This window comes from Paraburkholderia dipogonis (genome assembly GCF_046027395.1).
GTDB classification, from domain to species: domain Bacteria; phylum Pseudomonadota; class Gammaproteobacteria; order Burkholderiales; family Burkholderiaceae; genus Paraburkholderia; species Paraburkholderia dipogonis_A.
Map to the genome: position 1 here is coordinate 1 of NZ_JAQQEG010000003.1, position 22,344 is coordinate 22,344.

The following is a 22,344-nucleotide window of genomic DNA, read 5'->3' on the forward strand; positions in this document are numbered from 1 at the left end:
CCCGCTAAAAAACCCGGGGGGGGGCCCCCCCCCCCCCCCGCTTTTTTGTATTCACGACCAGGGGCGGCGCGAAACCACCCCCGACCGCTTAGTGTGCTGCCGTGGCCGTCTGCACTTTCTTGCCCTTGCCGGACACCTTGATCTCTTCCAGCTTGATCTCGACGTGGCGGGAGAAGACATACTCGGCGGGACGTTGCTTATCCAAAGGAATGTCCTTGGTGAACGCACCCGACGTCTTCGGACCGCGCAGGCTGACCTTCAGCGCCTTCAGCGGATGCGCCACCGTATCCATCACGGCGGTCGCTTCGAAGCCGCAGTGCACCATGCAGTCGGCACACTTCTCGTAGTTACCCGTGCCGTATTTTTCCCACTGCGTGGTTTCCATCAGTTCCTTGAAGGTCTTCACGTAACCTTCGCCGACCAGATAGCACGGCTTTTGCCAGCCGAACACGGTACGCGCGGGGTTGCCCCACGGCGTGCACTCGTACGTCTGATTGCCGGCCAGGAAGTCGAGGAACATGCCCGACTGGCTGAACGACCAGTTCTTGCCATTGTTGCCGCGCTTGAAAATCTCGCGGAACAGTTGCTTGGTCTTGTCGCGGTTCAGGAAGTGCTGCTGATCCGGCGCGCGCTCATACGCATAACCTGGCGAGACGGTGATGCCGTCCACGCCCATCGGGCCTAGCGTGTCGAAGAACGCGGCGACGCGTTCCGGCACGGCATCGTTGAACAGCGTGCAATTGATGTTCACGCGGAAACCGCGGCGCTTCGCTTCCTTGATGGCGGCGACGGCCTTGTCGTACACGCCTTCCTGCGACACCGAGTGATCGTGCGCCTGCTGATCGCCGTCCAGGTGAACCGACCAGACGAAGTAAGGATTCGGCTCGTAGTCGTCCATCTTCTTTTCCATCAGCAGCGCGTTCGTGCACAGGTAGACGAACTTCTTGCGCGCGATGATGCCCTTCACGATCTGCGGCATTTCCTTGTGCAGCAACGGTTCGCCGCCGGCGATCGACACCACCGGCGCGCCGCATTCGTCGACGGCGCCGAGGCATTCTTCCAGCGACAGACGCTGATTCAGGATGGGATCCGGATAGTCGATCTTGCCGCAGCCATTGCAGGCGAGATTGCAGCGGAACAGCGGCTCCAGCATCAGGGCGAGCGGGTAGCGTTTGTTCCCGGACAGATGCTGACGCATGATGTATGCGCCGACCCGGACTTTCTGTAGCAGCGGAATAGACAAGACGTCCTCCTTAAACTTCGCGTGCAGCGAGTGGTTGCATCAGCTTCGATGGCAACTTGAATTCGACTTTTTCTTCACGGCCCGCCATCGTCGTGACATCGACAGGCCCCAATGCGCTCAGCGCATCGATTACGTTCCTGACCATCTCTTCCGGCGCCGAAGCGCCGGCTGTGATGCCGACAGTGTGCACGTTTGCAAACCATTCCGGCTTCACTTCCGAACCGTCGGCGACGAGATAACTCGCCACGCCGCTTTCGCTGCCGATCTCGCGCAGCCGGTTCGAGTTCGAACTATTGGTTGCGCCCACCACCAGCAGCACGTCGACCTGTTTGCTCAACTCGCGCACGGCCGCCTGGCGGTTTTGCGTGGCGTAGCAGATGTCGCGCGTATCCGGACCGACGATGTCGGTGAAGCGGCGCAGCAGGGCGTCGATAATGCCGCGCGTGTCGTCCACCGACAGCGTGGTCTGCGTGACATAAGCGAGCGGCGTGTCGAGCGGCAGGTCCAGATGCGCGACCTCGGCCTCGCTCTGCACCAGCAGCACCTTGCCTGGAATCTGGCCGATCGTGCCTTCCACTTCCGGATGGCCGGCGTGGCCGATCAGAATCAGCGTGCGCCCGGCGCCGACATACTGGCGGCCCTGCACGTGCACTTTGGTGACCAGCGGGCAGGTCGCGTCGAGCACGTCGAGACCCCGCGCTTCCGCGTCGCGCTCGACGGTCTGAGCGACACCATGAGCACTGAAAATCGCCACGGCGCCTTGCGGCACTTCATCGAGTTCCTCGACGAAGCGCGCGCCTTTCTGGCGTAGATTGTCGACCACGTGCCGATTGTGAACAATCTCGTGGCGGACATACACGGGTGCGCCGTGTTGCTGTAACGCGCGATCGACGATCTCGATTGCGCGAACAACACCCGCACAAAAGCCGCGGGGTTGAGCAAGGATGACTCGCATAAGTTGGCGAACTCCGACTGACGCGGGTTTCGAAGAAGTCGGTAAATATGACTTTATCGCCGCGATCATCTAATTAGTTGACGTCTTGAGCCCCGGCGACGTGCCGGTACAGCAAAACCAAACGCGCATTCTAACGCTATCAGGCCGGCTTTGCTTCGGCGGCGCCCAGCGGGTGTTGGGCGGACGCCGCAGCAGCGGATCGATGCCCGGCGCCCTAAGTAGCGGGTGCGGCAATGCGGATGTGGCAATGATTGCACGCTGCAGCGGTTTGACGGAACCCTTAAACTACGTAGTCCTGCGGCGCGTGGGCGCCCGCATTACAAAAGGGTTTCGAGGCTCGCTGGATGGACGTCGATCAATACGAAAATTTTCCGGTCGCGAGCGTGTTGCTGCCAAAGGCGCTGCGCGCGCCGATCGGCATTATCTACCAGGTTGTCCGCACGGCCGGTGACATTGCCGACGAAGGCGACTGGAACGCAACCGAGCGGCACGCCCGTCTCGCCGACTTCCGCGCCGGCCTCGACGCGGTAGCGGAGCGGCGCGCGGCGCCGGTCCATCCGCTTTTGTTCGGCAAGCTCGCCGGCGTGGTCGCACAGTATAAACTGCCGCTCGCGCCGTTCTACGATCTGCTCCACGCGTGCGGCCAGGACATCGACACGAGCCGTTACGCTGACCGCGCCGCGCTGCTCGACTATTGCCGCCACTCGGCCAACCCGCTCGGGCATCTGATGCTGCATCTGATCGGCGCGGCCACGCCGGAGAATCTCGCCGACGCCGACGCGATCTGCACGGCGTCGCAGTTGATCAGCTTCTGGCTGGACGTCTCCGCCGACTGGAAAAAGGACCGCGTGTACCTGCCGCTCGCCGATTTGCGGCGTTTCAAGGTGACCGAGGCACACATCGCCAACGGTGTCGCCGATCAAGACTGGCGGGCGCTCATGGCGCACGAAGTGTCCTTCGTCCGCGAGACGCTGGTGCGTGGCGCGCCGCTCGCGTTGCGGATTCCGGGGCGGCTGGGCCTCGAGTTGTGCGGCGCCGTTCACGGCGGCCTGCGCTTCCTCGAACGGATCGAGAACGCGGGCTACGACGTGTTTCACGAGCGGCCGGTGCTCAATACGTTTGACTGGTGCGTCGTCGCGGCCCGCACCGCGGTGATGTGGCTGTCGCGGCGCGTCGGCGTGGAAGCGCATTCAATCGAGGGTAATGCTTAATGGCGGTGGTTCTGTTTCTTCTTTCGTGTCTCTCCTTGCTGATCTGGTGTGTGTTGCTGTTCGCTCGCGGCGGTTTCTGGCGCGCGCGTCCCGCCGCGCCGCTGACCATCGAGCCACGCGCAATGTGGCCGGCCGTGGCCGCCGTGGTGCCGGCCCGCAATGAAGTCGATGTAATCGCCGAGGCGGTCACCACGCTGCTTCAGCAGGACTACGAAGGCGAATTCCACGTGATCGTCGTCGACGACCACAGCACCGACGGCACCGCCGACGCTGCTCGCGCGGCCGCGTTGCAGTTGCAATGCCCGGACCGTCTGACCGTGCTAAGCGCGAAGCCGCTGCCGCCGGGCTGGTCCGGCAAGGTGTGGGCGCAATCGCAAGGTATCGAGGCCGTGCGCACGCTCGGCTTGTCCGCGGATTTCCTTTTGCTGACCGACGCCGACATCGGCCATCCCGCCGACGCGGTCGCGCAACTCGTCGCGCGTGCGGACGCGGAACAGCGCGATCTCGTCTCGCTGATGGTGCGTCTGCGCTGCGATTCGTTCTGGGAAAAGGCGCTGATTCCGGCCTTCGTGTTCTTCTTTGCCAAGCTGTACCCGTTCTCGTGGGTCAACAACCCGCGCAATCGCACGGCGGCGGCGGCGGGCGGCTGCATGCTGGTACGCCGTAGCGCGCTGGAAGACGCGGGTGGCATCGAGTCGATCCGCGCCGAGCTGATCGACGACTGCAGCCTTGCCGCGCGCATCAAGCACCGCGGCACGGGGCGTCATCCGATCCGGCTGGATGTGGCGGCGCGCAGCGTGTCGCTGCGTCCGTACGATAGCTGGCGTGAGATCTGGAACATGATCGCGCGCACGGCATTCACGCAACTCCATTACTCGCCGCTGCTGCTGGCGGGCACGCTGGCCGGCATGGCGATCATTTACCTGATGCCGCCGGTGGCCGCACTGGTGCTCGGTCCGACGGGCTGGCCCGCGTGGCTCGCGTGGGCGGCCATGTGTTGTGCTTATGCACCGATGCTGAGCTATTACCGCCGCTCGCCGTTGTGGGCGCCGTTTCTGCCGTTGATCGCGTTGTTCTATGTCGGCGCGACGTTCGCGTCGGCGGTGCGCTACTGGCGCGGCAAGGGCGGACAGTGGAAGGCGCGGGTTCAGGCGCCGGTGCAGGAACGCTGAAGCAGCGCTCAGGAATCGCAGTGGAATAGACAAGCGGCGCTCTCGGGCGCCGCTTTTTACTTGGTGAGCATCATGTATAGCTGGATCACCATGTCGGGCGAGAACGTGAACGGTACCCAGCCGTGGCCCGTGTGGCGCATGACCAGCAAACGGTCGCCGTTCGACTGTTTCTGCACGGCCATGACCGGATTCTTCGTGGACACGAAGCGCCAGCCCGGCGGAATGCCCGGCGGCGGTTCCGGCGTCATCGACGCGCGGGCGTTCGACAGCTCCTCGATCAGCTGGCCGATCTGCTCCGCGCGCAGCGCGACGGTCTGGCCGCCGATCGTCATCGTGATCTCGTTCTGCGCGGGACGATTGATTTCGAGCGTGGGCTGAAGCTGCGGTGCCGGCGCCTTGTCTTCGACGACGGCCGCCTCGGTCTCAGTCGCGGCAGCGCCCGCATGGGATTCGGACGCGACCTGATCCGCCGACGCCGGCGCTTGCGACGCGGCGTTCTCTGCGGGTGTCTCGGGGATGTTTTCGGCCTGCGGGGCCACGACAGCCTGAATGAGCTGATCGACGCCCATTTCCAGTGCGCCGAGCTGTTCGTGAAGATTCATGCGAGGTTTCTCTGGTAAGACCCGCGATTTTACCTGCTGCGCGTAGGCTTTTACCTTTCGCTAACACAGTGACGTTGTAACAAAATGCTTGCGGCTGCGCCGGATCGCGTGGCGCGGGCCGCGTGATTAGCGTTGCCTCAGCGCTTCGGATTCAGATAGCCCGCTTGCCGGAACCAGTCGAGCGCGTCGCTCAAGCCCTCGCGATAGGGCCGCGCGCGATAGCCGAGTTCGCGTTCCGCTTTCGCCGACGTGAAATACATCTTGTTCTTCGACATTTTCAAGCCGTCGACGGTGACGAACGGTTCGCGCTTCGTGATCTTGGCGACTGCTTCGGCGCCCATGGCCAGCGGATAAAGCGGCCAGCGCGGCAAGCTCAGCGTCGGCGCCTTGCGGCCGGTCAGCGCCGCGATGTCCGCGAGCATCTGCTGAAGCGGCAGATTTTCGCCGCCGAGAATATAGCGCTCGCCGATCTTGCCGCGTTCGAGCGCGAGGAAATGGCCGGCCGCGACGTCGTCCACGTGCACGAGATTCAGGCCCGTGTCGACGAACGCAGGAATCTTGCCGAGCGCCGCTTCCACGATGATGCGCCCCGTCGGCGTTGGCTTGACGTCGCGCGGTCCGATCGGCGTGGACGGGTTGACGATCACCGCCGGCAGGCCGTCTTCGGCGATCATCCGCTCCACCGCGCGTTCGGCCAGCACCTTGCTGCGCTTGTACACGCCGATCGCCTGATCGGCTTTGAGCGGCGAGGTTTCGTCGGCGGACTGGCCGGAGCTGGTCACCTTCAGCGTCGCCACGCTGCTCGTGTAGACGATGCGCTCGACGCGTTCCTTCAGCGCCGCGCGCATGGTTGCCTCGGTGCCTTCGAGGTTCGACCGCTCGATCTCGCTCGGGTCCGGCGCCCACAGCCGGTAGTCGGCGGCCACGTGCAGCAGATAGCGCACGCCGCGCAGCGCGTTGCGCATCGACGCCTCGTCGCGCATATCGCCGATCACAATTTCCGCGTCCAGCGACTCGAGGTTCTGACGCGGACTGGTGGCGCGCACCAGCACGCGCACCTTGAAACCCTTCTGTTGCGCGATGCGCGCCACCGACGAGCCGACGAAGCCGGAAGCGCCGGTCACGAGCACGAGATCGCGATTCTGTTCGGTCATTCTGTTTCCATTCCCTGCATGACAGTCGACGGATTGTACGTGGCGCGCGCGCCGTGTGTCGTGTGGGTGGTTTCAACGAGACGCGGTTGAACGCACGCTTTGCCGAGCAAGCTCGCCGCGACGCGACTAGAATGCCGGCTTGAAAGTTTTTTGCGTCGCATGGGACCAGAGTAGGCGCTCAAGCGCTAACTCCGGTCGACAGAGGAGAGGACGGCATGGCCCCGGATCTGGATCTGCGGATCGAAACGTATTACGTGCGCGTGCGCGGCACCGTGCAGGGCGTCGGCTTTCGCCACGCGACCGTGCGGCAGGCGCACGCGCTCGGCATCAAGGGATGGGTGGCGAATCTCGACGACGGTTCCGTCGAAGCCATGTTGCAGGGCTCGGCCAACCAGGTCGACCGGATGCTGTCGTGGCTGCGTCACGGGCCGCCGGCGGCGCGCGTGACCGAGGTGACCGGCGAAGAGCGCGCCACCGAAAAGCGCTACGAACGTTTCGAACAGCACTGAGCGGCTGCACGTAGAACATGCAAATCACGCAAAGCAAAAGGCGACGCGCCATCATGCTTGATGGCGCGTCGCCTCGCTGTGTTTGCGTGGCCGTGCTTCAGTCAGCGACCCAGTCAGCGGCCAGGCGCGTTCATCGCGCCAGCAGCAGACTCTCCGCAAAGCCCCATTCGTCTTCGATCCATTGATGGCTGCACACGAAGCCGGCGTCGTCCGCAATCGCGGGCATTTCTTCCGCGCGATATTTGTGGCTGCTCTCGGTCCAGATCGTTTCGCCCGCCTTCAGCGACACCGTCAATTGCGCCGCGCCCACGCGCGCCGTGATATCGCGCTTCGCCCGCAGATGCATTTCGATGCTGCGCGCGTCCGGGTTGAAGCGCGCGACGTGTTCGAACGCCTCGAGCGGAAAGTCGCCGTCGAGCTCGCGATTGATGCGCGCGAGCAGGTTCAGATTGAACGACGCGGTCACGCCGATCGAGTCGTCGTAGGCGGCCACCAGGACGGGCGTCGGCTTGATCAGGTCCGTGCCGAGCAGCAATGCGTCGCCGGGAGCGAGCATGTTGCGGATATCGCGCAGGAAACGGGTCGCCGCGAGCCTGCCGAAATTACCGATCGTACTGCCAAGGAACAGTACGAGTAACCGCTCGTCTGCCGCGCGCTGCTTGCTTACTTCAGCGAGGCCGGCCAGGTAATCGCGTTCGTAACCGACAATCGAGATGCGCTCGATGTCGCCGAGTTCGCGCCTGCACAACTGCAATGCACTGCGCGAAATTTCAATTGGGCAGTAAGAAGTGGGGCGCTTTTTACACAGCGCTTCCAGAATGCGCCGTGTTTTACGGCCGCTGCCGCTGCCGAGCTCGGCGACCGTCACGTCGTGCGGCAGATGCGCGACGATATCCGCGGCGTGCCTGGTAAGCAGACGTTCCTCGGCGCGTGTCACGCCGTATTCCGGCAACACGGTAATCACTTCGAACAGCGCGGAGCCCACTTCGTCATACAGATACTTCGACGGCAGCTCTTTCTGCGGCGTATGGGTGAGGCCTGCGCGAACGTCGGCGGCAAAGGCGGAGCGTAGGTCGGGCGATGCGTCGTGAGATAGGGCTGGCTGGGTCATGCTGGCTCCAGTAGTCACATTCGATGAGCGGGATTGTTGCCGGGCGGCGGCACGCGCGATGAAACGCAGTTGAGGCGTGCCGCGGAGAAGAAGGGCGGGCTCGGTCCGTAGGACTGCCATCGCCGGCCCGGCTCACGGATGCTGCACATGCTGTCCCCGAAGGGGGCTTCCTACAGGGCGTTGCAAACGGTGATGCAAGCAGCGTCGCAAGACTAAGTAGCAAGATTCGCGCTTGAGCCGCCTGGCGCGAGATGATGTGCGACGTTTGCCGATGAAAAGCCCGGCGCTGTTGGCCGCACGTGAAGTTATGTTCTAGTCCATCGACGCGCGATGCGCACGGAATAATTTCAGCCTGCCGACGAAAGCGCGCGGAACCTACGCGAAGCCGCGAATGGATAACCCGTCTAGAATGCCGCCTTCGCGTCGCTCATCGAACACAAAAAAACGCAGTGCCGGATACGCACTGCCCGCTTGTGAGACCTCACTCCTAATGACAACAACGAACGCCGCGCGATTGAATGCTGCGCTACAAACATATCCGCCTGCACACGCGCCTGTATTGCACGCGGAAGCGGTTGCCCAACGGAGCGCTCGATGAACCAGTATGACCCAAAGCGCGGGATCGCGTTGTCGCTCTGCGCATCGGCGATGTTTGCTTTACTGTCCGCTTACGCCACACTGCTCGCGCCGCTGAGCGGCCTCGATATTTTCGCGTGGCGCATCGTCTGGACGGTGCCGGGTGCGCTATTGCTGGTGGCGTTGCGAAAGCGCCTGCCGATTCTCCGGCAACTTCTTTACCGCATGGCGACTGAGCCGAAGCTCGGTGCGGCGATGATCGTGAGCGCGGCCTTGCTCGGTGCGCAACTGTGGGTGTTTCTGTGGGCGCCGCTGCATGGCCGGATGCTCGACGTTTCGCTCGGCTATTTCCTGCTGCCGCTGGCGATGGTACTCGTCGGGCGCTTCTACTACCACGAGCGTCTCGACGGTTTGCAGTGGTTGGCCGTTGCGTGCGCGGCCGCGGGCGTCGCACATGAACTATGGATCACGGGCGCGTTTTCGTGGCCGACCTTGTTGGTCGCGCTCGGTTATCCGCCGTATTTTGTGTTGCGCCGCAAAATCAATCACGACTCGCTCGCCATGTTCACCGTGGAGATGGCGCTGTTGCTGCCGCCGGCAATCGTGTTCGTGATCAGCGGAGGCTCGCTGGCGATGATCGCCGGCCGTCTGGACATGTGGTGTCTATTGTTGCCTGGCCTCGGCGCACTGAGCACCATTGCGCTGGCGTCGTATCTCAAGGCGAGCCGGTTGTTGCCGGTCGCGTTGTTCGGCATTCTCGGCTATGTCGAGCCGGTGTTGCTGGTGCTGATTTCGATCACGTTGCTCGGCGAAACGCTGAGCGCCGCGCAGTTGGCCACGTACGTTCCAATCTGGATCGCGGTCGCGTTGACGGCATTGCATAGCGTGCGCCTCGTTCGCTTCGCGCCGAACTGAGTTGGGTTGATGCGCATCGAGCATGCAGTCGATGATTCGGGCGGCGCGCCTCAGCGATGTGCCGCTGCACGGTGCGCATTGATACGCGTGGCACCGACTTGCGCTTCGATCGCTTCGCGCAGCGCGGGCCGCCAGCCGAAGCCGAACAACCCTTCGGCCAGCACGAACAGCGGTCCGATCAGCAGGCCGATCACATCATCGACAAAGGCTGGCTTGCGATGTTCGTAGGCAACGTGTCCGATGAACTGAAACACCCAGCCGACCAGAAAGAGCCCGAAGCCGATCACGAGCCATATCAACGTGGATTGCGTGGCTGTCCATTGGCCGAACGCGACGCAGAGTGCGGACACGACCGCCATCATCACACCGAGCGGCACGTCGAGCACGAGGTAATACAGCGTTGCCGCGACGAATAACACCCACGCCGGCGATAACGTCAGCGGCCACGCGCCGACAGCGAAAGCAGGCCGGCTCAACAAAACCGCCAACGCCAGCACGATCATCGGAATGCCGATGAAGTGCGTGGCGATATTGCGCCGGTCCCGATGGTAGGCCGCGTATTGCGTAAGCTGTTGCGTCAGCGTTCTCATGGATGCCCGTCCTCCTTCAAAGTCAGCATAATCGCGGGCAGCGGAATTTGAAACCATCGGGTAGCCGACAATCGGGCACGAGTGCCGTTCTATGACTGCGAGTTTTCCATCGAATGAGCTTGCCGCGTTGCTTGGGCGCAGCGCGTGGTTTCGCTCGGCGCCGGCCGCCATGCAGGCGCAGTTGCTCGACGCGGGGCGTGTCGAACGGCTCGCCGCCGGTCAGCGGCTTTTCACGCGCGGCGATTCCGACGACGGCCTCTATTGCGTGCTCGACGGCCTGGTGAGAATCGGCGCGGCCAGTTCGGCGGGCAAGGAGGCCTTGCTTGCCGTCATCGAGCCGGTGAACTGGTTCGGCGAGATCGCGCTGTTCGACAACCGGCCGCGAACCCACGACGCGTATGCCGAACGAGATTCCGAGCTGTTTCATGTGCCGCGCGCCGCACTCGCCGCGCTGCTCGAACGCACGCCCGCTTATTGGCATTTGTTCGGTTTGCTGTTGACGCAAAAGCTGCGTCTTGCTTTCGACGCGATCGAAGAGGCCGCGTTGCTGCCCGCCGCGCAGCGCGTGGCGCGCCGCTTGTTATTGATGGCGGGCGGCTACGGCGAGCCCGGCGCATTGCGGCGCGTCCTCAAAGTCCCGCAAGAGGATCTCGCGATGATGCTCGCGCTCTCCCGGCAAACGATCAATCAGGTGCTGAAGCAGTTCGAAACACAAGGCGCGCTGAAGCTCGGCTATGCGGAAATCGAAATCACCGATGTGCAGAAACTTGGCGCGTTGGCGGAGTTGAATCCGGCTGCGGATTGATTGCCTTGCTCACGAGAAGAAGGCGAACGGCAGCGTGGCGGCCAGATAGACCGCAATGCCCATCGACGGCAAGCCCAACGCGATAGCGATGGCGGCGACGGCGCTGCTCGCAACGGCCAGCGCAAGCGTGAGCTGACGAGCCGTTTTCCGCCCGACAAGCGAAGCGCGGTGCGGCGTGTCGCTGGTGTGATCTAGCGATACGGCGGCGTGCTGGCGGGTGTTCAGACTGGACATGATGACTTTCCGATGATCGATCATTGGAGTCTGACATTCCTGCCATATCGAACGGCTCAATAACATGTCGCCAGGCGCAAAAGAGATGTATACGGCCGCCGCGATCTACTACGCAGCGCTGAAATCTTTATAAGCATTTTACGGCGCGCCCCTGTTTCTTTTGCGATTCGCTACATCCAGCCCGGTAAGGTCGAGAGACCCCGGTCAGGAAGCGAAAATATGCATGGAAATAGCGTTCTGGATGGTGTGCCAGTACAACGAAAAGCCGGCCGCTATCCGGCATCCGGCTTGACGATCATGCTTGCGGCGATCTTCGTCTCGTGCGCCACTGCTGCGCATGCCGCTGATGCTCAGACGGTTGTGCCAGCACCGATTGTCGCGAGCGAGGCGACCTCAGAAAACAGCTTTCCGGCTCTCAGCGATATCACGGCCGTATTGCGCGCGCAATTTCGCGTGGCGCGTATGGAGTCGCTGAAGATCGCGCGCGCAGTGCTGATCGAATCCGATCGCCATGCGATCTCGCCCGTCTTGCTGCTTGCGGTGATGGCGGTTGAATCGAGTTTCGATCGCCATGCGGTTAGCGTCGCGGGCGCGCAAGGGCTCATGCAAATCCTGCCCGCCGCACATCCGCAATTGATCGTGGGCGCAACCGATCTGTCCGATCCGGCAATCAATGTGCGGATCGGCTCGACCATTCTGCGCCGCTACCTCGACGAGAGCGGAGGCGATCTCGATGCCGCGTTGCTTCGCTACAGCGGCGGCGGGCGCGGCTATGCGCACCGCGTCGCGCTGAATATGCAGCGTTTCGACGCAAGTTTGCGCCGCGAATGAAATACTCATTCGCGGCGCCGTGAGGAGAGATCGAACAGGAATGCGCTAGTTCATCACGCCGGCAAACTCGGCACGCAAATCCTGCAGCCTGTCGCGCGCGGTGCTCAGACGCTCGACGAGTTGCGCCGAAGCACGCGAAATAGGCATGCGTGTTTCGTCGCTGAGCGAATGATCGAAGGCCAACATCGCTTTGATAGCGGACGGATTCGGCGCGGCGAACAGTAGCCGCAACACCGGCAGCAAGCTGGCGAACAGATTGCGCGCGTCCACCTCGCGTTCAGCCCCGAGCAGGTCCTGGTACGCAACCAGCAGATCCGCGCAGACATGCGCGCTGGCCAGAATGCCGCCTGTTCCGCCGTGATGCAGACAATCGTCCAGGGCTTCGTCAGTGCCGCACAGGACGTTGATCGGCAGGGCGCTCAACTTGTCGAAATGCTCCTTCACGCATTCCTTGATCGCGACGATGTTGCCGCACTCGATGAGTCGCGCGACCGTATCCGGCGCGATCGTCACGCCGGTTCGGTGCGGCACGTCATACAGGACGATGGGACGCTCGGTCGCGAGCGCGGCCTGCTCGAAATGCCACTGCACGCCGGCCTGATCCGGACACACGTATGACGGCGCGGAGACCAGATAGCCCGCGCACTCCCAACGCTCATAGCGCTGAATATCGCGCAGGACGTCGCGTGTATTCGATCCGCCGACGCCGATCAGCATCGGCAGACGGGAGCCGGTCACTTCGGTCAGCGCCTGCAAGACGGTGAGGCGCTCGGCTTCCTGTAACAAGGCGGCTTCGCCCGTCGTGCTCAACGCGACAATGCCACTGATCTCCGTGCGTAAGTAGTATTCCGCGAGACGCTGCAATGAGTCGATATCGACTTCGCCGTTACGCAGCGGCGTAACGATGGGCAACCAGATACCTGAGAACATGATTAGCGCGCCTTTGCGGCCGCGCTGCGGCGCTTCAATGGCCCGATCATCGCGGCGGGAAGTGTCGAGATCAGCGTGTGCAGCGTGAAGTCGAGGTCGTCGGGGGCAATGTCGAGTTGCACGCGGATTTCCTGGCGGACCGCTTCCGTGGCGACGACATACACACCGAGAGGAGAATGAAGCAGGACGCGAAGTTGGGTGCCAGGAAGTTCGTACGATCGGTGAGGCAGGGTCACCTGCAAGCGGACGCGTGTGGCAGGAAAGGGAATGACGTTGTTGCGTTGAACGTGCGGCTCGTTGAGCGGCTGAGTGGTGAAACTGTCGATTGATTGTGTGAGAGCCATGTGATGCGGCGTTCGTCGACGCCATGGTTGATCAAGACAGTTTCAGATTAGACGTCCGCGGGTAAACGCGGTGCAAAAATTGGGGTGTTCGTTGGAAAAATCATACGGCTCCCTTAACGCGCAAGAGATCGACGCGATCCGAAACGCGCATGAAAAAAGGCGAGTCATATGACTCGCCCTCCCTGAACGGCACAGTTCGGCTTCGATTACCTACACATGCCTGGCCGCTGCGTGCCGATACCGATCACGTGTTATTGCGTTTTCGTCGTGTCGGCCTTTGCGCCGTCGGCTTTTACCGGGGCATTGCTGGCCTCTTTCGCGCTCTCCGTTTTAGTCTTGGCGGCGCTCGTTTCTGCCGCGGCCTTCTTGGTGGTCTTGTGGGCTTTTGCCGTGTGATGGGCGGACGTCTTCTTCATTTGCGCTTTGGTGGCGGCTTTGGCCGGCGCTTTCGTTGCCGCGGTGCCTTCGTCCGTGGCGCCCGTTTGCACGGCGGTGCTCGCTTTCAGGTTCGCCTGGCCAGCGGGCTGCGTTTGCGCGGGCTGCGCGGTGGACGGTGCGGCCGTTTGAGCGAAAGCGGTCGACACGAGCAGAGCGGAAGCGAGAGCGGCGAAAAGCGTCTTCATGGTTTAACTCCTGGTTTAACCGGTTGATTCTTGTGTCGCGGCTGAAATGTTTCAGCGCTGCCGGTTTAACGTTGGCGGGAAGACAGGAGTTGACGACGTTGTGGTGACAAAACGTAACCGCTGAAACATATTGGGGATCCCGAAGCAATTACGTGCTGCGCAGCCCATGGCGGTGTGAACGGTGCCGGATATGACGAATGCGCTACCGGTGGTGATTCCAAAACGTGAGACCGCGTGCGAAAGGCGAAGGCGGCGAAAATTTTTTCGCGCCTCCGCACGACTGCGCTACGTTAGCGCGTCATTGAAACGGGTTCTGGACGACGCCCGGCTTGGCATCCGGTTCATCTTTCACCTTCGCGGGCAAATTGCTCTGCGCTTGCAAGCTGGCCACAATCGCATCCACCGCTTCCTTGAGTGCCATCGCAGCCTTCAACCCGCGCTGATCCTGCGTCACTTCCAGCGTGCCATTCAGCACGATGCGCGTGGTGCCGTTACTCACGGTCAACGCATCGCCCTGAATGTTGAGCACGTCGTCGTCGTTCGAATAGGGTTTAAACACCTTTCAGTCCTCCCGGTCGCTGATCTTTGAGGCTCTCCGGAATGCCCGGAAAACGGATGCCCGATGTTGCTTCGAGTTCGTGAATCGTCTTGATGTCGTAACGGTTGGTCGAGACATTGTCCACCACCACGGCGAACGCCATCTTCCGCGACGGCACATAGACCACCTTGAACAACTGGGTCGGCACGAAGACGCGCGTCGGTCCGATGGTCTGCAACTGCTGGCCGTTGAAGATCGGGCCGGTGATCACGTAGGTATCGTCGTACGACACGGCGATCTTGCGCACCGACGTCTCGATGCGTGCCCACAGGCGTTGGTTGTTCTCGCGGTTTTGCGGCACGACGTTGGCGAGCGAGAACGATTGTGCCATCGCCTCCTGATTCCAGCGATTACCCGCCGGGCTCATATGACCGCGATCGAACCCGCTGCGCTTGTAGTCCGCGAGCGTGGCACCTTCGCCATCCGGCAAGCGCGCGTCTTCGAAGAACTTGTTGGTGCGCACCATGTCTTTTGCGGCTTCGATATGGTCGCGCGTCAGATGCTCGGTGGACCACAACGGACCGTGCGTGATGCCCGAATGCAAGACCGCGAAATCGCTATAGCAAAGCATGCGCGTTTTCGGGGCCATCTTCTGATTGCTCAGAACCGGCCATTGCGCATTCGGTGTGAATTGGGTGCAGGAAGGCGCTGCACTGGCGTGAGCGGCAACGGCGAACAACAGACAGGCAAACCACTTCTTCATGTGTCAGTCAGTCGAGGGATGGGGGCGCAAGTATAGCGTCGCGAGCCCATCTCGCGCGACGTGAAATGCAGGGAAAACACCGGAAAAGAAAGCGGATGCGCGCGTTGAGCGCGGTCATGAAAACGATGCCGGCGCGTGGCGCGCACGGAGACGTGCACATCGCACTGCACCAAAAAAAACGGGCCGCCTTGCAGCGACCCTAATGCGTGGATTTCCAACTCTACGCGCGCAAACTTAAGGCGGCCTTAAATGCGCAAGAGACGAAAGTGGCAAGCGAAGAGAGGGCGCACGAACGCACGTACGAATTTATCCCTGCGCGAGCGAAGCGCCGCTCGCGCACGGAAAATTCGACCGATACAAGATGAGTGCTGAAACCTAATTGCCGAACACGCTGTGTTCGGCACGGACCTGTTGACGATCCACTGCTTGCAGACGCCAGAAGCCGCTGGTCTGCGCGCGCGTCGGCAGGGCGGTCCATGCCGCGGCGCCTTGAGCGGCGCTCACGCGCTGCTTGCGGTCCACGTGCAAGCCGCGCAGCGTGCACAGCGGCGCATCCGTGCTGGGCGCACAGAGCGTCGTCACGCCGTTATCGTCGCGTAGCTCGCCCCAGGGGGGCAGGTCGATCCCTTGGTGTGCTTCTCTCGACCACCGGTGTTCGTCGGTATCGAGCCATAGCACAGCGTAGTCATGGCTGACGGTGGGATCGGAACCGTTGATGAGGATGGTCAGTCGCATGGCGGGTTCCGTACAAATTGCGAAGTTGTGCTTTACCAGTCTACGCCGCAAAGCGTGTTATGCAAGGCAAAACATATGACGATCAGGCACGAAAAAACGGACGCCCGATGCGTACGGTTGTACGATAGCCGCGTCCTGTTGACGTTCGCGGAGGCATGCCATGCTGCATCGATGTCTGCAATGTGCGGTGATGGCAGGATGCCTGAGCGCGGTGGCCGCCGTCAGCGCCGCAGCGGACAGCGCACCGTTCGCCGCGCCGGTGCCGATCGTCTATGTAACCGACTTCGATCTGGACGTCGCGAACGTGACGCCTGACAGCGGAGCGGGACAACGCGTGCGCCGCCTTCGCGGTTTGCTCCCGAGCGGACCAGGACCGATGGGACAGGACAAGAATCCGCAGGAGCACGCCAAACACATCGTGGACGAAATGGCGGACGCACTGACGGACGATCTGAAAAAGGCTGGCGTCGACGCGCGCCGCAGTGCGCCGGGTCAGCCGTTGCCGACTGTCGGTTGGCAAGTGCGCGGCGTGTTTCTGAACGTCGACGACGGCAATCGCCTCAGGCGCGCCATGGTGGGATTCGGCGCGGGTCAGAACGACATCCAGGTGGCCGTGTCGTGCGACCGCCTCGGGGCGCCTGATTTGCCGCCGCTGTATCAGGCCGTCGACGAAGCCGACAGCAAGGGCATGCCGGGCGCGGCCATCAAACTGAATCCGTACGTGATCGCCGCCAAGTTCGTGATGGCGAGCGGCGACGAGAAGAAGACGATCAAGAAGACGGCGCAGCAGATTTCAGATGCGGTGATCGCCAAGCTGCATGGCGCCGCGCAGTAGTTCGCGTTGAAACGCCTGCGGCGTGGCCGCGGGCGTTTCAACTCTCACGAGCTCTCGAACCTTCAAGCGTTCAAGCCAGATCCAACGGAGCTGTCAAATCCCCCAGCGGCGCGAGCCCGTTGCTCGCGAATGCCCGATCGCGCGCCACTACGCCGTCGAGCGGCGCGAGGCCATGCACACGGCTGATCAGTCGAAGAATCGAATTGGTGTCGTACACCGTGTGGTCGACGTAACCCTTCTTCGCCAGCGGCGATATCACCAACGCGGGAATCCGCGAGCCCGGACCCCAGCGGTCGCCCTTCGGCGGCGACACGTGGTCCCACCAGCCGCCGTTCTCATCGACGGTGACGATCACGACCGTGTTCGCCCACTGCGGCCCGCGTTGAATATGCTCGATCACCGTCGCAATGTGACGGTCGCCGGATTCGACGTCCGCGTAACCCGCGTGCATGTTCAGATCGCCTTGCGGCTTGTAGAACGCGACTGCCGGTAAACGTCCTGCATCGATATCCGCGATCAGACGGTTGGTCGACGCGTCGTTGCCGAGGCCGCCATCGCGCAGATACTTGCGCCGTGCCGCCGTGCCCGGCGCGTAATTGGCGAAGTAGTTGAACGGCTGGTGGTGATACTGGAAGTCGGGCACCGCACCCGTATCCTGATGCTCCAACGCGTACTGCCACGCGCCGCTGTACCACGCCCAGTCGACACCCTTGTCCGTCAGACGGTCGCCGATCGTCGCGTAATTCTGCGGCGGCAGCACGCGCGGATTCGACAGGTCCGCGAAGGCCGGATTGCCGCCCTCGGCCGGCCGCACGTTGCTCGGCTGATACGGCGGCGCCATGGTGTTGACGGCGTAGCCGTCGGCGGTGAACGCGCCGTCGTTGACGAATTTCGGCGGGCCGTCGAGCGCGGACGCGGGCGACTCTTCCGACTGCTTCAACCGCGTGCCGGTCGGATCGGCGCCGTCGACCACGGACACCATCTTCTTCGCCGGGCTGTTCTGGATGTCGGGATAGAACGGCGCCTGCGCCGAGATCAGAAAGATGTGGTTCAGCCACGAGCCGCCGAAGGCCGCCATGAAGAAGTTGTCGCACAGCGTGTACTGCTGCGCGAGATTCCACAGACGCAGGGTGTCGGCGGAATTACGGTAGTGCCCCATCACCAGGCCGCCGGAATCGCCCCACGCCGCGAACTGGTTGTTGCGGCCGGCATTGATCTGCATCTGGTTCTGATAGAAGCGATGCACCAGATCGCGAGTGATCACGCCGGTCGGCAGCGGCGCGCCCTGCGCGTCGGCGATATGGAACGGGCGGTTGTGCAGGTTGACGATATCCTTCTGGCCGATCATGTAGCGCTTGCCGTCCACTTCCTGGGCTTGCGGCACGAGGCCGCCCCAGATAGCAGGCAAGCGCGGCAGCGGCGTCTTGCCGTCGCGATCGAGTTGCAGGTAGCGCTCGGCGCTCACGGCATCGAGCGGATGCTGGACGCCGGGGAAATTGCCATACAGGTTCGCGAAGCTGCGGTTCTCCGCGTAGATCACCACGATGTGCTTCACCTGATCGTGGAGCGCGGCGTCGAGGCGCAGGTCGGCGGCGCTGCGCGGCGCGCCGGTGCTCGACATGCTCTGGTCGGTTTTGCAGCCCGTCAGCGCCAGTCCGATACCGACCGCTGCCAGGCCGGTAAGGACTCGGCGGCGTTCGGGGTCGTCGGGGGCGTTATCGGCGTTGTCGGCGTTCGGCGGCAGGGTGGAGTCGTGATCGGTCATCGGTAGGTTCCGAAGTGGCTGTGCCGGGCACTAGAGCGCCGCTCGGAGCGGCGTGCGCGCGGCACCGGTTGCGGATTCGAAGCGGCTAAAGATGCAGACTAAGGCAGCCGGCGCTTCACGCGCCAACTGTTATGCGTGGCGTCGACGGCAAGCAGAAGCCAATGCCGCGTGTCGACTGGGTGACGCTTTTGCGTGGCATAGCGGTCGACCATCAATTCGAGTTCGTCCAGCGTTCGGCGGTGGCAGGTGGCATTGGCGCCGGAACCATCCGCGAATTCGACGACAGCGGCTGCCGCCCGGGCCGGCTCGGGCAAGTGCGCGATGCGCACCGCGCAGCCCGGATAAAGGTGCGAGTCGGCAACCTGAATCTGAATGGAATCGGACATGAGCGTGGCCTCCGGACGCCTGGGCGGAGCGAATGCGCGGCAGCGAGACCTCGCGCAATGGACCGCTTCAAAGCATAGCACCGCGTTAAACGGTGGCGGTGCAGCAATTGACATGGTTAACCACGATTCCGCGCACGGCATGCGCTTCGCGATGGTCGACGATCGCACGGCTCGCGGCCACGGCGTCGCGCAAGAAATCGCGAAGGCGGTGAAGGCGGCGCGCGCCACGCGCTATCATGCTGATCTGACCTTGATGAACAGCAGAAACGGCAGCCACGATGGCAAAAGAAGAGCAGACAGGAGCGGGACGCAAGCACGTGAAGCCACGCGGTGCGGCAACCTCGATTTCGCATGACGACGTGTTGCCGGCGGCCCAGGCGCACGACGCCGAGTCCCCCGATTCCACCGAAGAAGAGAGCGCCGGCGGATCGACTTATCTCGTGCCGGGCCTCGAGCGCGGCCTGCGCATCCTCGCGGAATTCAGCGCGCGTGAGCCGGTGCTCGGCGCGCCCGAATTGTCCAAGCGCATCGGCATTCCGCGCACTACTACGTTCCGTTTATTGCAGACGCTCGAAGCGCTCGGCTTTCTCGAGCGCGTCAATGGCGACCGCTATTTCCGCCTGAGCGTCGCGGTGTTGAGGCTCGGCTTTGAATATCTGAGTTCGCTCGAATTGACCGATGTCGGCACGCCGATTCTCGAACGCCTGCGCGACGCCACGGGTCTGAGCACGCATCTACTGATCCGCGATCAGCGCGACGTGGTGTTCGTCGCCAAGGCGCAAACCCATGCGCCGATGTTCAGCTCGGTGAAGGTGCATGTCGGCACGCGTTTGCCGGCGCATGCGACGGTGCACGGCCAGGTGTTGATGGGCGATCTGACTTTCGAGGAATTGCGTCAGTTGTATCCGGAGCCGCAACTCGAACGTTTCACGGAACGCACGCCGGCCACCGTCGAAGAACTGTACGGAAGAGTGCGCGAAAGCGCGGCGCTCGGTTATGCGCTGAGCGAAGCGTCGTTCGAACGAGGTATTTCGGTGGTGAGCGCGCCGGTGCGTGACCAGAGCGGCAAGATCGCGGCGGCGTTGACCGTGACGATTCCGCGTTCGGATATCGGCGAAGCCGAAGAGCGCGAGCCGCTCATCATCGCGGTTTGCCAGGCGGCGCTCGAACTGTCCGAACGACTCAGCTACCGGCCGCTTCCGGATGATCCGACAGCGGTTCAGGCGCGCCGCAAGTCGGTGGCGGCGGGCTGATTCCGCTTCTATTTCAGCATTCACTTCAGCGCTAGTCCGGTTGCGTTCGCCGCCGGACTAGCCGCTTCAGATCACAGTCTCATCAGCGCATCAGAACGAGTGATGGATGCCGGTCAGAATGATCGTCTGGTTCCGTCCACTCGACACGCCCGCCGTAAAGAACGCCGCATCCGTGTTCGAACCGGCGCGCTCATACAGCGCGTTCACGTACAACTGCGTCGACTTCGACAGCGCGTAGATATCGCCGATTTCGAACTGCGTCCAGCGATGCCCCGCCAGCGTCGTCGTGGCAGCGCCGCCGGCTACGCTGTTGAACGGCGTGAACTGATAATTCGCGCCGACGTCGTAGCTCTGATACGTGTCCGAGTGTCCACCCGACTCCAGCTTCACGCGCGTGTACAAACCGTGCACCAGCAGCTTGCCGAACTGGTATGACGCGCCCGCGCCCATGTTTTCGACCTTGTCCGCGGTGTAATTGGCGGCGGCCACGCCCTGGAAGTTGGTGATGCCCGTCGTGACGATCGACGGCGTGCGATTGTGCTCGTTCGCATACGTCGCGCCGGCCTTGAACGGACCGTTCGCATAGCTAAGCGCAAAGCTCAGGGTCTTGCCGGTCGAGAAGTTGGTCGTGTTGCCGAGACCCATCATTGCGCCGACCTGGAAGCCGCTGAAACTCGCCGAGCGGAATTTCACCGAATTGTCGAACGGCACCACGCCCGTGTCGGCAAGTTCGTCGATATTGCCCGGGTGGAACGCATACCAACTGGCGGCCAGATAAGCCGTGCTCAGCGGACCCAACACGTCGAAGCTGAACGGCGTCTGATGACCCAACGTCACCGTTCCTATCGCGTCTGAACTCAATCCGACAAAAGCTTGCCGATTGAACAGCACGCCGGGTTTAGCAAACGCGCCGGTGTTCGTATAGAAGCCGTTTTCCAACTGGAAGACTGTCTTCAGGCCGCCGCCCAGATCTTCCACGCCCTTCAGGCCCCAGCGGTCAGGCTGCATGTTGCCCTGTTCTTCCATCCACTTCGAATGGCCGCCGACATTGCTGATATACGCGACACCGGCATCCAGGCTGCCGTATAGCGTCACACTGCTCTGCGCCCATGCGCCTGTCGTTGCGCAGATTGCCGTCAAGCCGGCTGCAATGATGTGCTTCACCGTTGGTTCTCCTGATCACACGACGGGTAGCTCTCGCCAGATTCGTCGTCCCTGATCCTTGCTTTGGGTTGAATGCAGCTCTGGGGTTTATGCGCCAAAACTGCTACGCTTTATGTTCCACCTATGGGCGTCTGTATCGCCTATGGAAAATTATAGTGAGTCTGGAAGTGTTCAAAATAAATTTTCGGACCCCGTACAAACCCGCATAAGGGTGGCCTGATGTATCGGTAAATATGGCCCAGACCCAAGTCCTGTATGGCTCAGCAAGCATCGCGGCCATTCGCGCCGCTTCCCGCAATCTTGTGTTGCGAGCGCCACACTCGGTGTTTTCCCCTACCAGTCCAGATTTTTATTTTCTCTGGTCGAAGCCACTCCTATAATTATCCATACACGAACTGATGTTCCTTATATGGAACATAGAGCTTCAGGAGAAGGCGAGAAATGACTGAACAATGGCGCTGCGCCGGCCATGCCGGCGACCTGTCCGATGACGCGCCGCTCGAGTTCAAGCTCGACGGCACCGAAATCGGCATCTACAAGGTGGGCGATGCGCTATACGCGCTGGAAAACGTCTGCCCCCATGCGTACGCGTTGCTGACGCAGGGCTTTGTCGACGGCGACACCGTCGAGTGCCCGCTGCACGAAGCCGTGTTCCATATCCCGACCGGCAAATGCTTGAAAGAGCCCGGTGGCCGCGACCTGAAGATGTACTCGGTGCGTCTCGCCGGCGAAGAAATCCAGATCAAGGTGGAATGACATGCGAGAGCAAATCGTGAACTTCAATCCCTTCCTGAAGCCGTGGCTCGCGCCGCAGCCGAACAACGTCGCCGGCAAGGGCGTGATCGAAAAGCCGGGCGAGACCGAGAACTTCATCTGGCAGACGCGCAAGGCCGAGCCGACCCAATACGAAAACGACTTCGGCGATGCGCTCGAAAAAGTCTTCGAAGCGGGCGCGGTGGAGTTGCAGGAAGTGGTCGACGGTCTGAACCGCGTTGGCTTCCGCACCCCGGAAGGCAGTACGTGGAACGCCGACCGCCTCGCCGCCGAATTCCGCCTGCTCGCCGAATAAGCGCGCTTTCCCGAACACGTTCATCGCATCC

At 62.3% G+C, this 22,344-nt stretch carries 27 protein-coding genes; 11 read left to right on the top strand and 16 right to left on the bottom strand.

The annotated features are described in order from the left end of the window. Positions 1–88: 88 nt before the first annotated feature. Both hpnH and ispH read right to left on the bottom strand, forming a co-directional pair. Complete coding sequence (gene hpnH / locus PQR32_RS03935; RefSeq protein ID WP_007178622.1) at positions 89–1,243, bottom strand: adenosyl-hopene transferase HpnH; 1,155 nt, start codon at positions 1,241–1,243, stop codon at positions 89–91. A 10-nt stretch (positions 1,244–1,253) separates the two neighbouring features. Continuing rightward, positions 1,254–2,198, bottom strand: coding sequence for a 4-hydroxy-3-methylbut-2-enyl diphosphate reductase (gene ispH / locus PQR32_RS03940; RefSeq protein WP_408222475.1), 945 nt, complete (start codon positions 2,196–2,198; stop codon positions 1,254–1,256). 344 nt (positions 2,199–2,542) lie between these two features. Here ispH and hpnC point away from each other — a divergent pair, with 344 nt between their 5' ends. Beyond that, a complete protein-coding gene (gene hpnC, locus PQR32_RS03945; RefSeq protein WP_408222477.1) occupies positions 2,543–3,409 on the top strand; it encodes a squalene synthase HpnC in 867 nt (288 codons plus the stop codon). Continuing rightward, complete coding sequence (locus PQR32_RS03950; protein WP_408222479.1) at positions 3,409–4,581, top strand: glycosyltransferase; 1,173 nt, start codon at positions 3,409–3,411, stop codon at positions 4,579–4,581. The genes hpnC and PQR32_RS03950 overlap by 1 nt, the downstream gene beginning before the upstream one ends. Positions 4,582–4,637: 56 nt before the next feature. Here PQR32_RS03950 and PQR32_RS03955 read toward each other — a convergent pair whose 3' ends face one another. Both PQR32_RS03955 and hpnA read right to left on the bottom strand, forming a co-directional pair. Further along, entirely contained in the window at positions 4,638–5,183 is a 546-nt protein-coding gene (locus PQR32_RS03955) for a hypothetical protein (RefSeq protein WP_408222481.1), read from the bottom strand. A gap of 137 nt (positions 5,184–5,320) precedes the next feature. Then, positions 5,321–6,337 carry a hopanoid-associated sugar epimerase gene (hpnA, locus tag PQR32_RS03960; protein WP_408222483.1) on the bottom strand — a complete coding sequence of 339 codons (1,017 nt, stop codon included), beginning with the start codon at positions 6,335–6,337 and terminating at the stop codon, positions 5,321–5,323. A 215-nt stretch (positions 6,338–6,552) separates the two neighbouring features. Between hpnA and PQR32_RS03965 the strand changes: the two genes are divergently transcribed. Then, complete coding sequence (locus tag PQR32_RS03965; RefSeq protein ID WP_408222485.1) at positions 6,553–6,846, top strand: acylphosphatase; 294 nt, start codon at positions 6,553–6,555, stop codon at positions 6,844–6,846. A gap of 130 nt (positions 6,847–6,976) precedes the next feature. On the opposite strand, the gene egtD is transcribed toward PQR32_RS03965, so the two are convergent. Continuing rightward, a complete protein-coding gene (gene egtD, locus PQR32_RS03970) occupies positions 6,977–7,957 on the bottom strand; it encodes an L-histidine N(alpha)-methyltransferase (RefSeq protein WP_408222487.1) in 981 nt (326 codons plus the stop codon). Positions 7,958–8,551: 594 nt separating this feature from the next. Between egtD and rarD the strand changes: the two genes are divergently transcribed. Next, positions 8,552–9,448 carry an EamA family transporter RarD gene (rarD, locus tag PQR32_RS03975; protein ID WP_408222489.1) on the top strand — a complete coding sequence of 299 codons (897 nt, stop codon included), beginning with the start codon at positions 8,552–8,554 and terminating at the stop codon, positions 9,446–9,448. 50 nt (positions 9,449–9,498) lie between these two features. Here the strand turns inward: rarD and PQR32_RS03980 are convergent, their stop codons facing one another. Next, complete coding sequence (locus tag PQR32_RS03980; RefSeq protein WP_408222491.1) at positions 9,499–10,038, bottom strand: Mpo1 family 2-hydroxy fatty acid dioxygenase; 540 nt, start codon at positions 10,036–10,038, stop codon at positions 9,499–9,501. A gap of 91 nt (positions 10,039–10,129) precedes the next feature. On the opposite strand from PQR32_RS03980, the gene PQR32_RS03985 reads away from it, so the two are divergent. Further along, positions 10,130–10,843 carry a Crp/Fnr family transcriptional regulator gene (locus tag PQR32_RS03985; RefSeq protein WP_408222493.1) on the top strand — a complete coding sequence of 238 codons (714 nt, stop codon included), beginning with the start codon at positions 10,130–10,132 and terminating at the stop codon, positions 10,841–10,843. A 9-nt stretch (positions 10,844–10,852) separates the two neighbouring features. Here the strand turns inward: PQR32_RS03985 and PQR32_RS03990 are convergent, their stop codons facing one another. Further along, complete coding sequence (locus tag PQR32_RS03990; RefSeq protein ID WP_408222495.1) at positions 10,853–11,077, bottom strand: hypothetical protein; 225 nt, start codon at positions 11,075–11,077, stop codon at positions 10,853–10,855. 219 nt (positions 11,078–11,296) lie between these two features. Here PQR32_RS03990 and PQR32_RS03995 point away from each other — a divergent pair, with 219 nt between their 5' ends. Beyond that, a complete protein-coding gene (locus tag PQR32_RS03995) occupies positions 11,297–11,908 on the top strand; it encodes a lytic transglycosylase domain-containing protein (RefSeq protein WP_408222497.1) in 612 nt (203 codons plus the stop codon). A 45-nt stretch (positions 11,909–11,953) separates the two neighbouring features. Here the strand turns inward: PQR32_RS03995 and PQR32_RS04000 are convergent, their stop codons facing one another. The 6 genes from PQR32_RS04000 to PQR32_RS04025 all read right to left on the bottom strand — a co-directional run bounded on the left by PQR32_RS04000 (position 11,954) and on the right by PQR32_RS04025 (position 15,841). After that, complete coding sequence (locus tag PQR32_RS04000; protein WP_408213699.1) at positions 11,954–12,838, bottom strand: 4-hydroxy-tetrahydrodipicolinate synthase family protein; 885 nt, start codon at positions 12,836–12,838, stop codon at positions 11,954–11,956. 2 nt (positions 12,839–12,840) lie between these two features. Next, positions 12,841–13,182 carry a hypothetical protein gene (locus PQR32_RS04005; RefSeq protein ID WP_408222499.1) on the bottom strand — a complete coding sequence of 114 codons (342 nt, stop codon included), beginning with the start codon at positions 13,180–13,182 and terminating at the stop codon, positions 12,841–12,843. Positions 13,183–13,433: 251 nt separating this feature from the next. After that, positions 13,434–13,805, bottom strand: coding sequence for a hypothetical protein (locus tag PQR32_RS04010; protein WP_408222501.1), 372 nt, complete (start codon positions 13,803–13,805; stop codon positions 13,434–13,436). Between the two features lie 298 nt (positions 13,806–14,103). Then, a complete protein-coding gene (locus PQR32_RS04015; protein ID WP_408222503.1) occupies positions 14,104–14,364 on the bottom strand; it encodes a hypothetical protein in 261 nt (86 codons plus the stop codon). Further along, positions 14,357–15,106: a DNA/RNA non-specific endonuclease gene (locus PQR32_RS04020; protein ID WP_408222505.1), complete on the bottom strand. Its 750-nt coding sequence runs from the start codon at positions 15,104–15,106 to the stop codon at positions 14,357–14,359. The genes PQR32_RS04015 and PQR32_RS04020 overlap by 8 nt, the downstream gene beginning before the upstream one ends. Positions 15,107–15,481: 375 nt before the next feature. Continuing rightward, complete coding sequence (locus PQR32_RS04025; protein WP_012428835.1) at positions 15,482–15,841, bottom strand: DUF3564 domain-containing protein; 360 nt, start codon at positions 15,839–15,841, stop codon at positions 15,482–15,484. 160 nt (positions 15,842–16,001) lie between these two features. Here PQR32_RS04025 and PQR32_RS04030 point away from each other — a divergent pair, with 160 nt between their 5' ends. Beyond that, on the top strand, positions 16,002–16,676 hold the full coding sequence (locus PQR32_RS04030; RefSeq protein WP_408222507.1) for a DUF4410 domain-containing protein: 675 nt from the start codon (positions 16,002–16,004) through the stop codon (positions 16,674–16,676). Between the two features lie 70 nt (positions 16,677–16,746). Here PQR32_RS04030 and PQR32_RS04035 read toward each other — a convergent pair whose 3' ends face one another. Beyond that, a complete protein-coding gene (locus tag PQR32_RS04035; RefSeq protein ID WP_408222509.1) occupies positions 16,747–18,441 on the bottom strand; it encodes an acid phosphatase in 1,695 nt (564 codons plus the stop codon). Between the two features lie 98 nt (positions 18,442–18,539). Further along, positions 18,540–18,827 carry a hypothetical protein gene (locus PQR32_RS04040; RefSeq protein WP_408222511.1) on the bottom strand — a complete coding sequence of 96 codons (288 nt, stop codon included), beginning with the start codon at positions 18,825–18,827 and terminating at the stop codon, positions 18,540–18,542. Here PQR32_RS04040 and PQR32_RS04045 point away from each other — a divergent pair. After that, the gene (locus PQR32_RS04045; RefSeq protein ID WP_408222513.1) at positions 18,814–19,182 is read left to right on the top strand and encodes a hypothetical protein; all 369 of its coding nucleotides are present in this window, start codon (positions 18,814–18,816) and stop codon (positions 19,180–19,182) included. The genes PQR32_RS04040 and PQR32_RS04045 overlap by 14 nt on opposite strands. Beyond that, positions 19,106–20,080: an IclR family transcriptional regulator gene (locus tag PQR32_RS04050; RefSeq protein WP_408222515.1), complete on the top strand. Its 975-nt coding sequence runs from the start codon at positions 19,106–19,108 to the stop codon at positions 20,078–20,080. The genes PQR32_RS04045 and PQR32_RS04050 overlap by 77 nt, the downstream gene beginning before the upstream one ends. A 90-nt stretch (positions 20,081–20,170) precedes the next feature. On the opposite strand, the gene PQR32_RS04055 is transcribed toward PQR32_RS04050, so the two are convergent. Further along, complete coding sequence (locus PQR32_RS04055) at positions 20,171–21,244, bottom strand: porin (RefSeq protein WP_408213725.1); 1,074 nt, start codon at positions 21,242–21,244, stop codon at positions 20,171–20,173. A 441-nt stretch (positions 21,245–21,685) separates the two neighbouring features. On the opposite strand from PQR32_RS04055, the gene PQR32_RS04060 reads away from it, so the two are divergent. Both PQR32_RS04060 and PQR32_RS04065 read left to right on the top strand, forming a co-directional pair. Continuing rightward, complete coding sequence (locus tag PQR32_RS04060) at positions 21,686–22,000, top strand: non-heme iron oxygenase ferredoxin subunit (RefSeq protein WP_074289216.1); 315 nt, start codon at positions 21,686–21,688, stop codon at positions 21,998–22,000. Between the two features lies 1 nt (position 22,001). Further along, on the top strand, positions 22,002–22,313 hold the full coding sequence (locus tag PQR32_RS04065) for a recombinase-like helix-turn-helix domain-containing protein (protein WP_408177561.1): 312 nt from the start codon (positions 22,002–22,004) through the stop codon (positions 22,311–22,313). Positions 22,314–22,344: the final 31 nt, after the last annotated feature.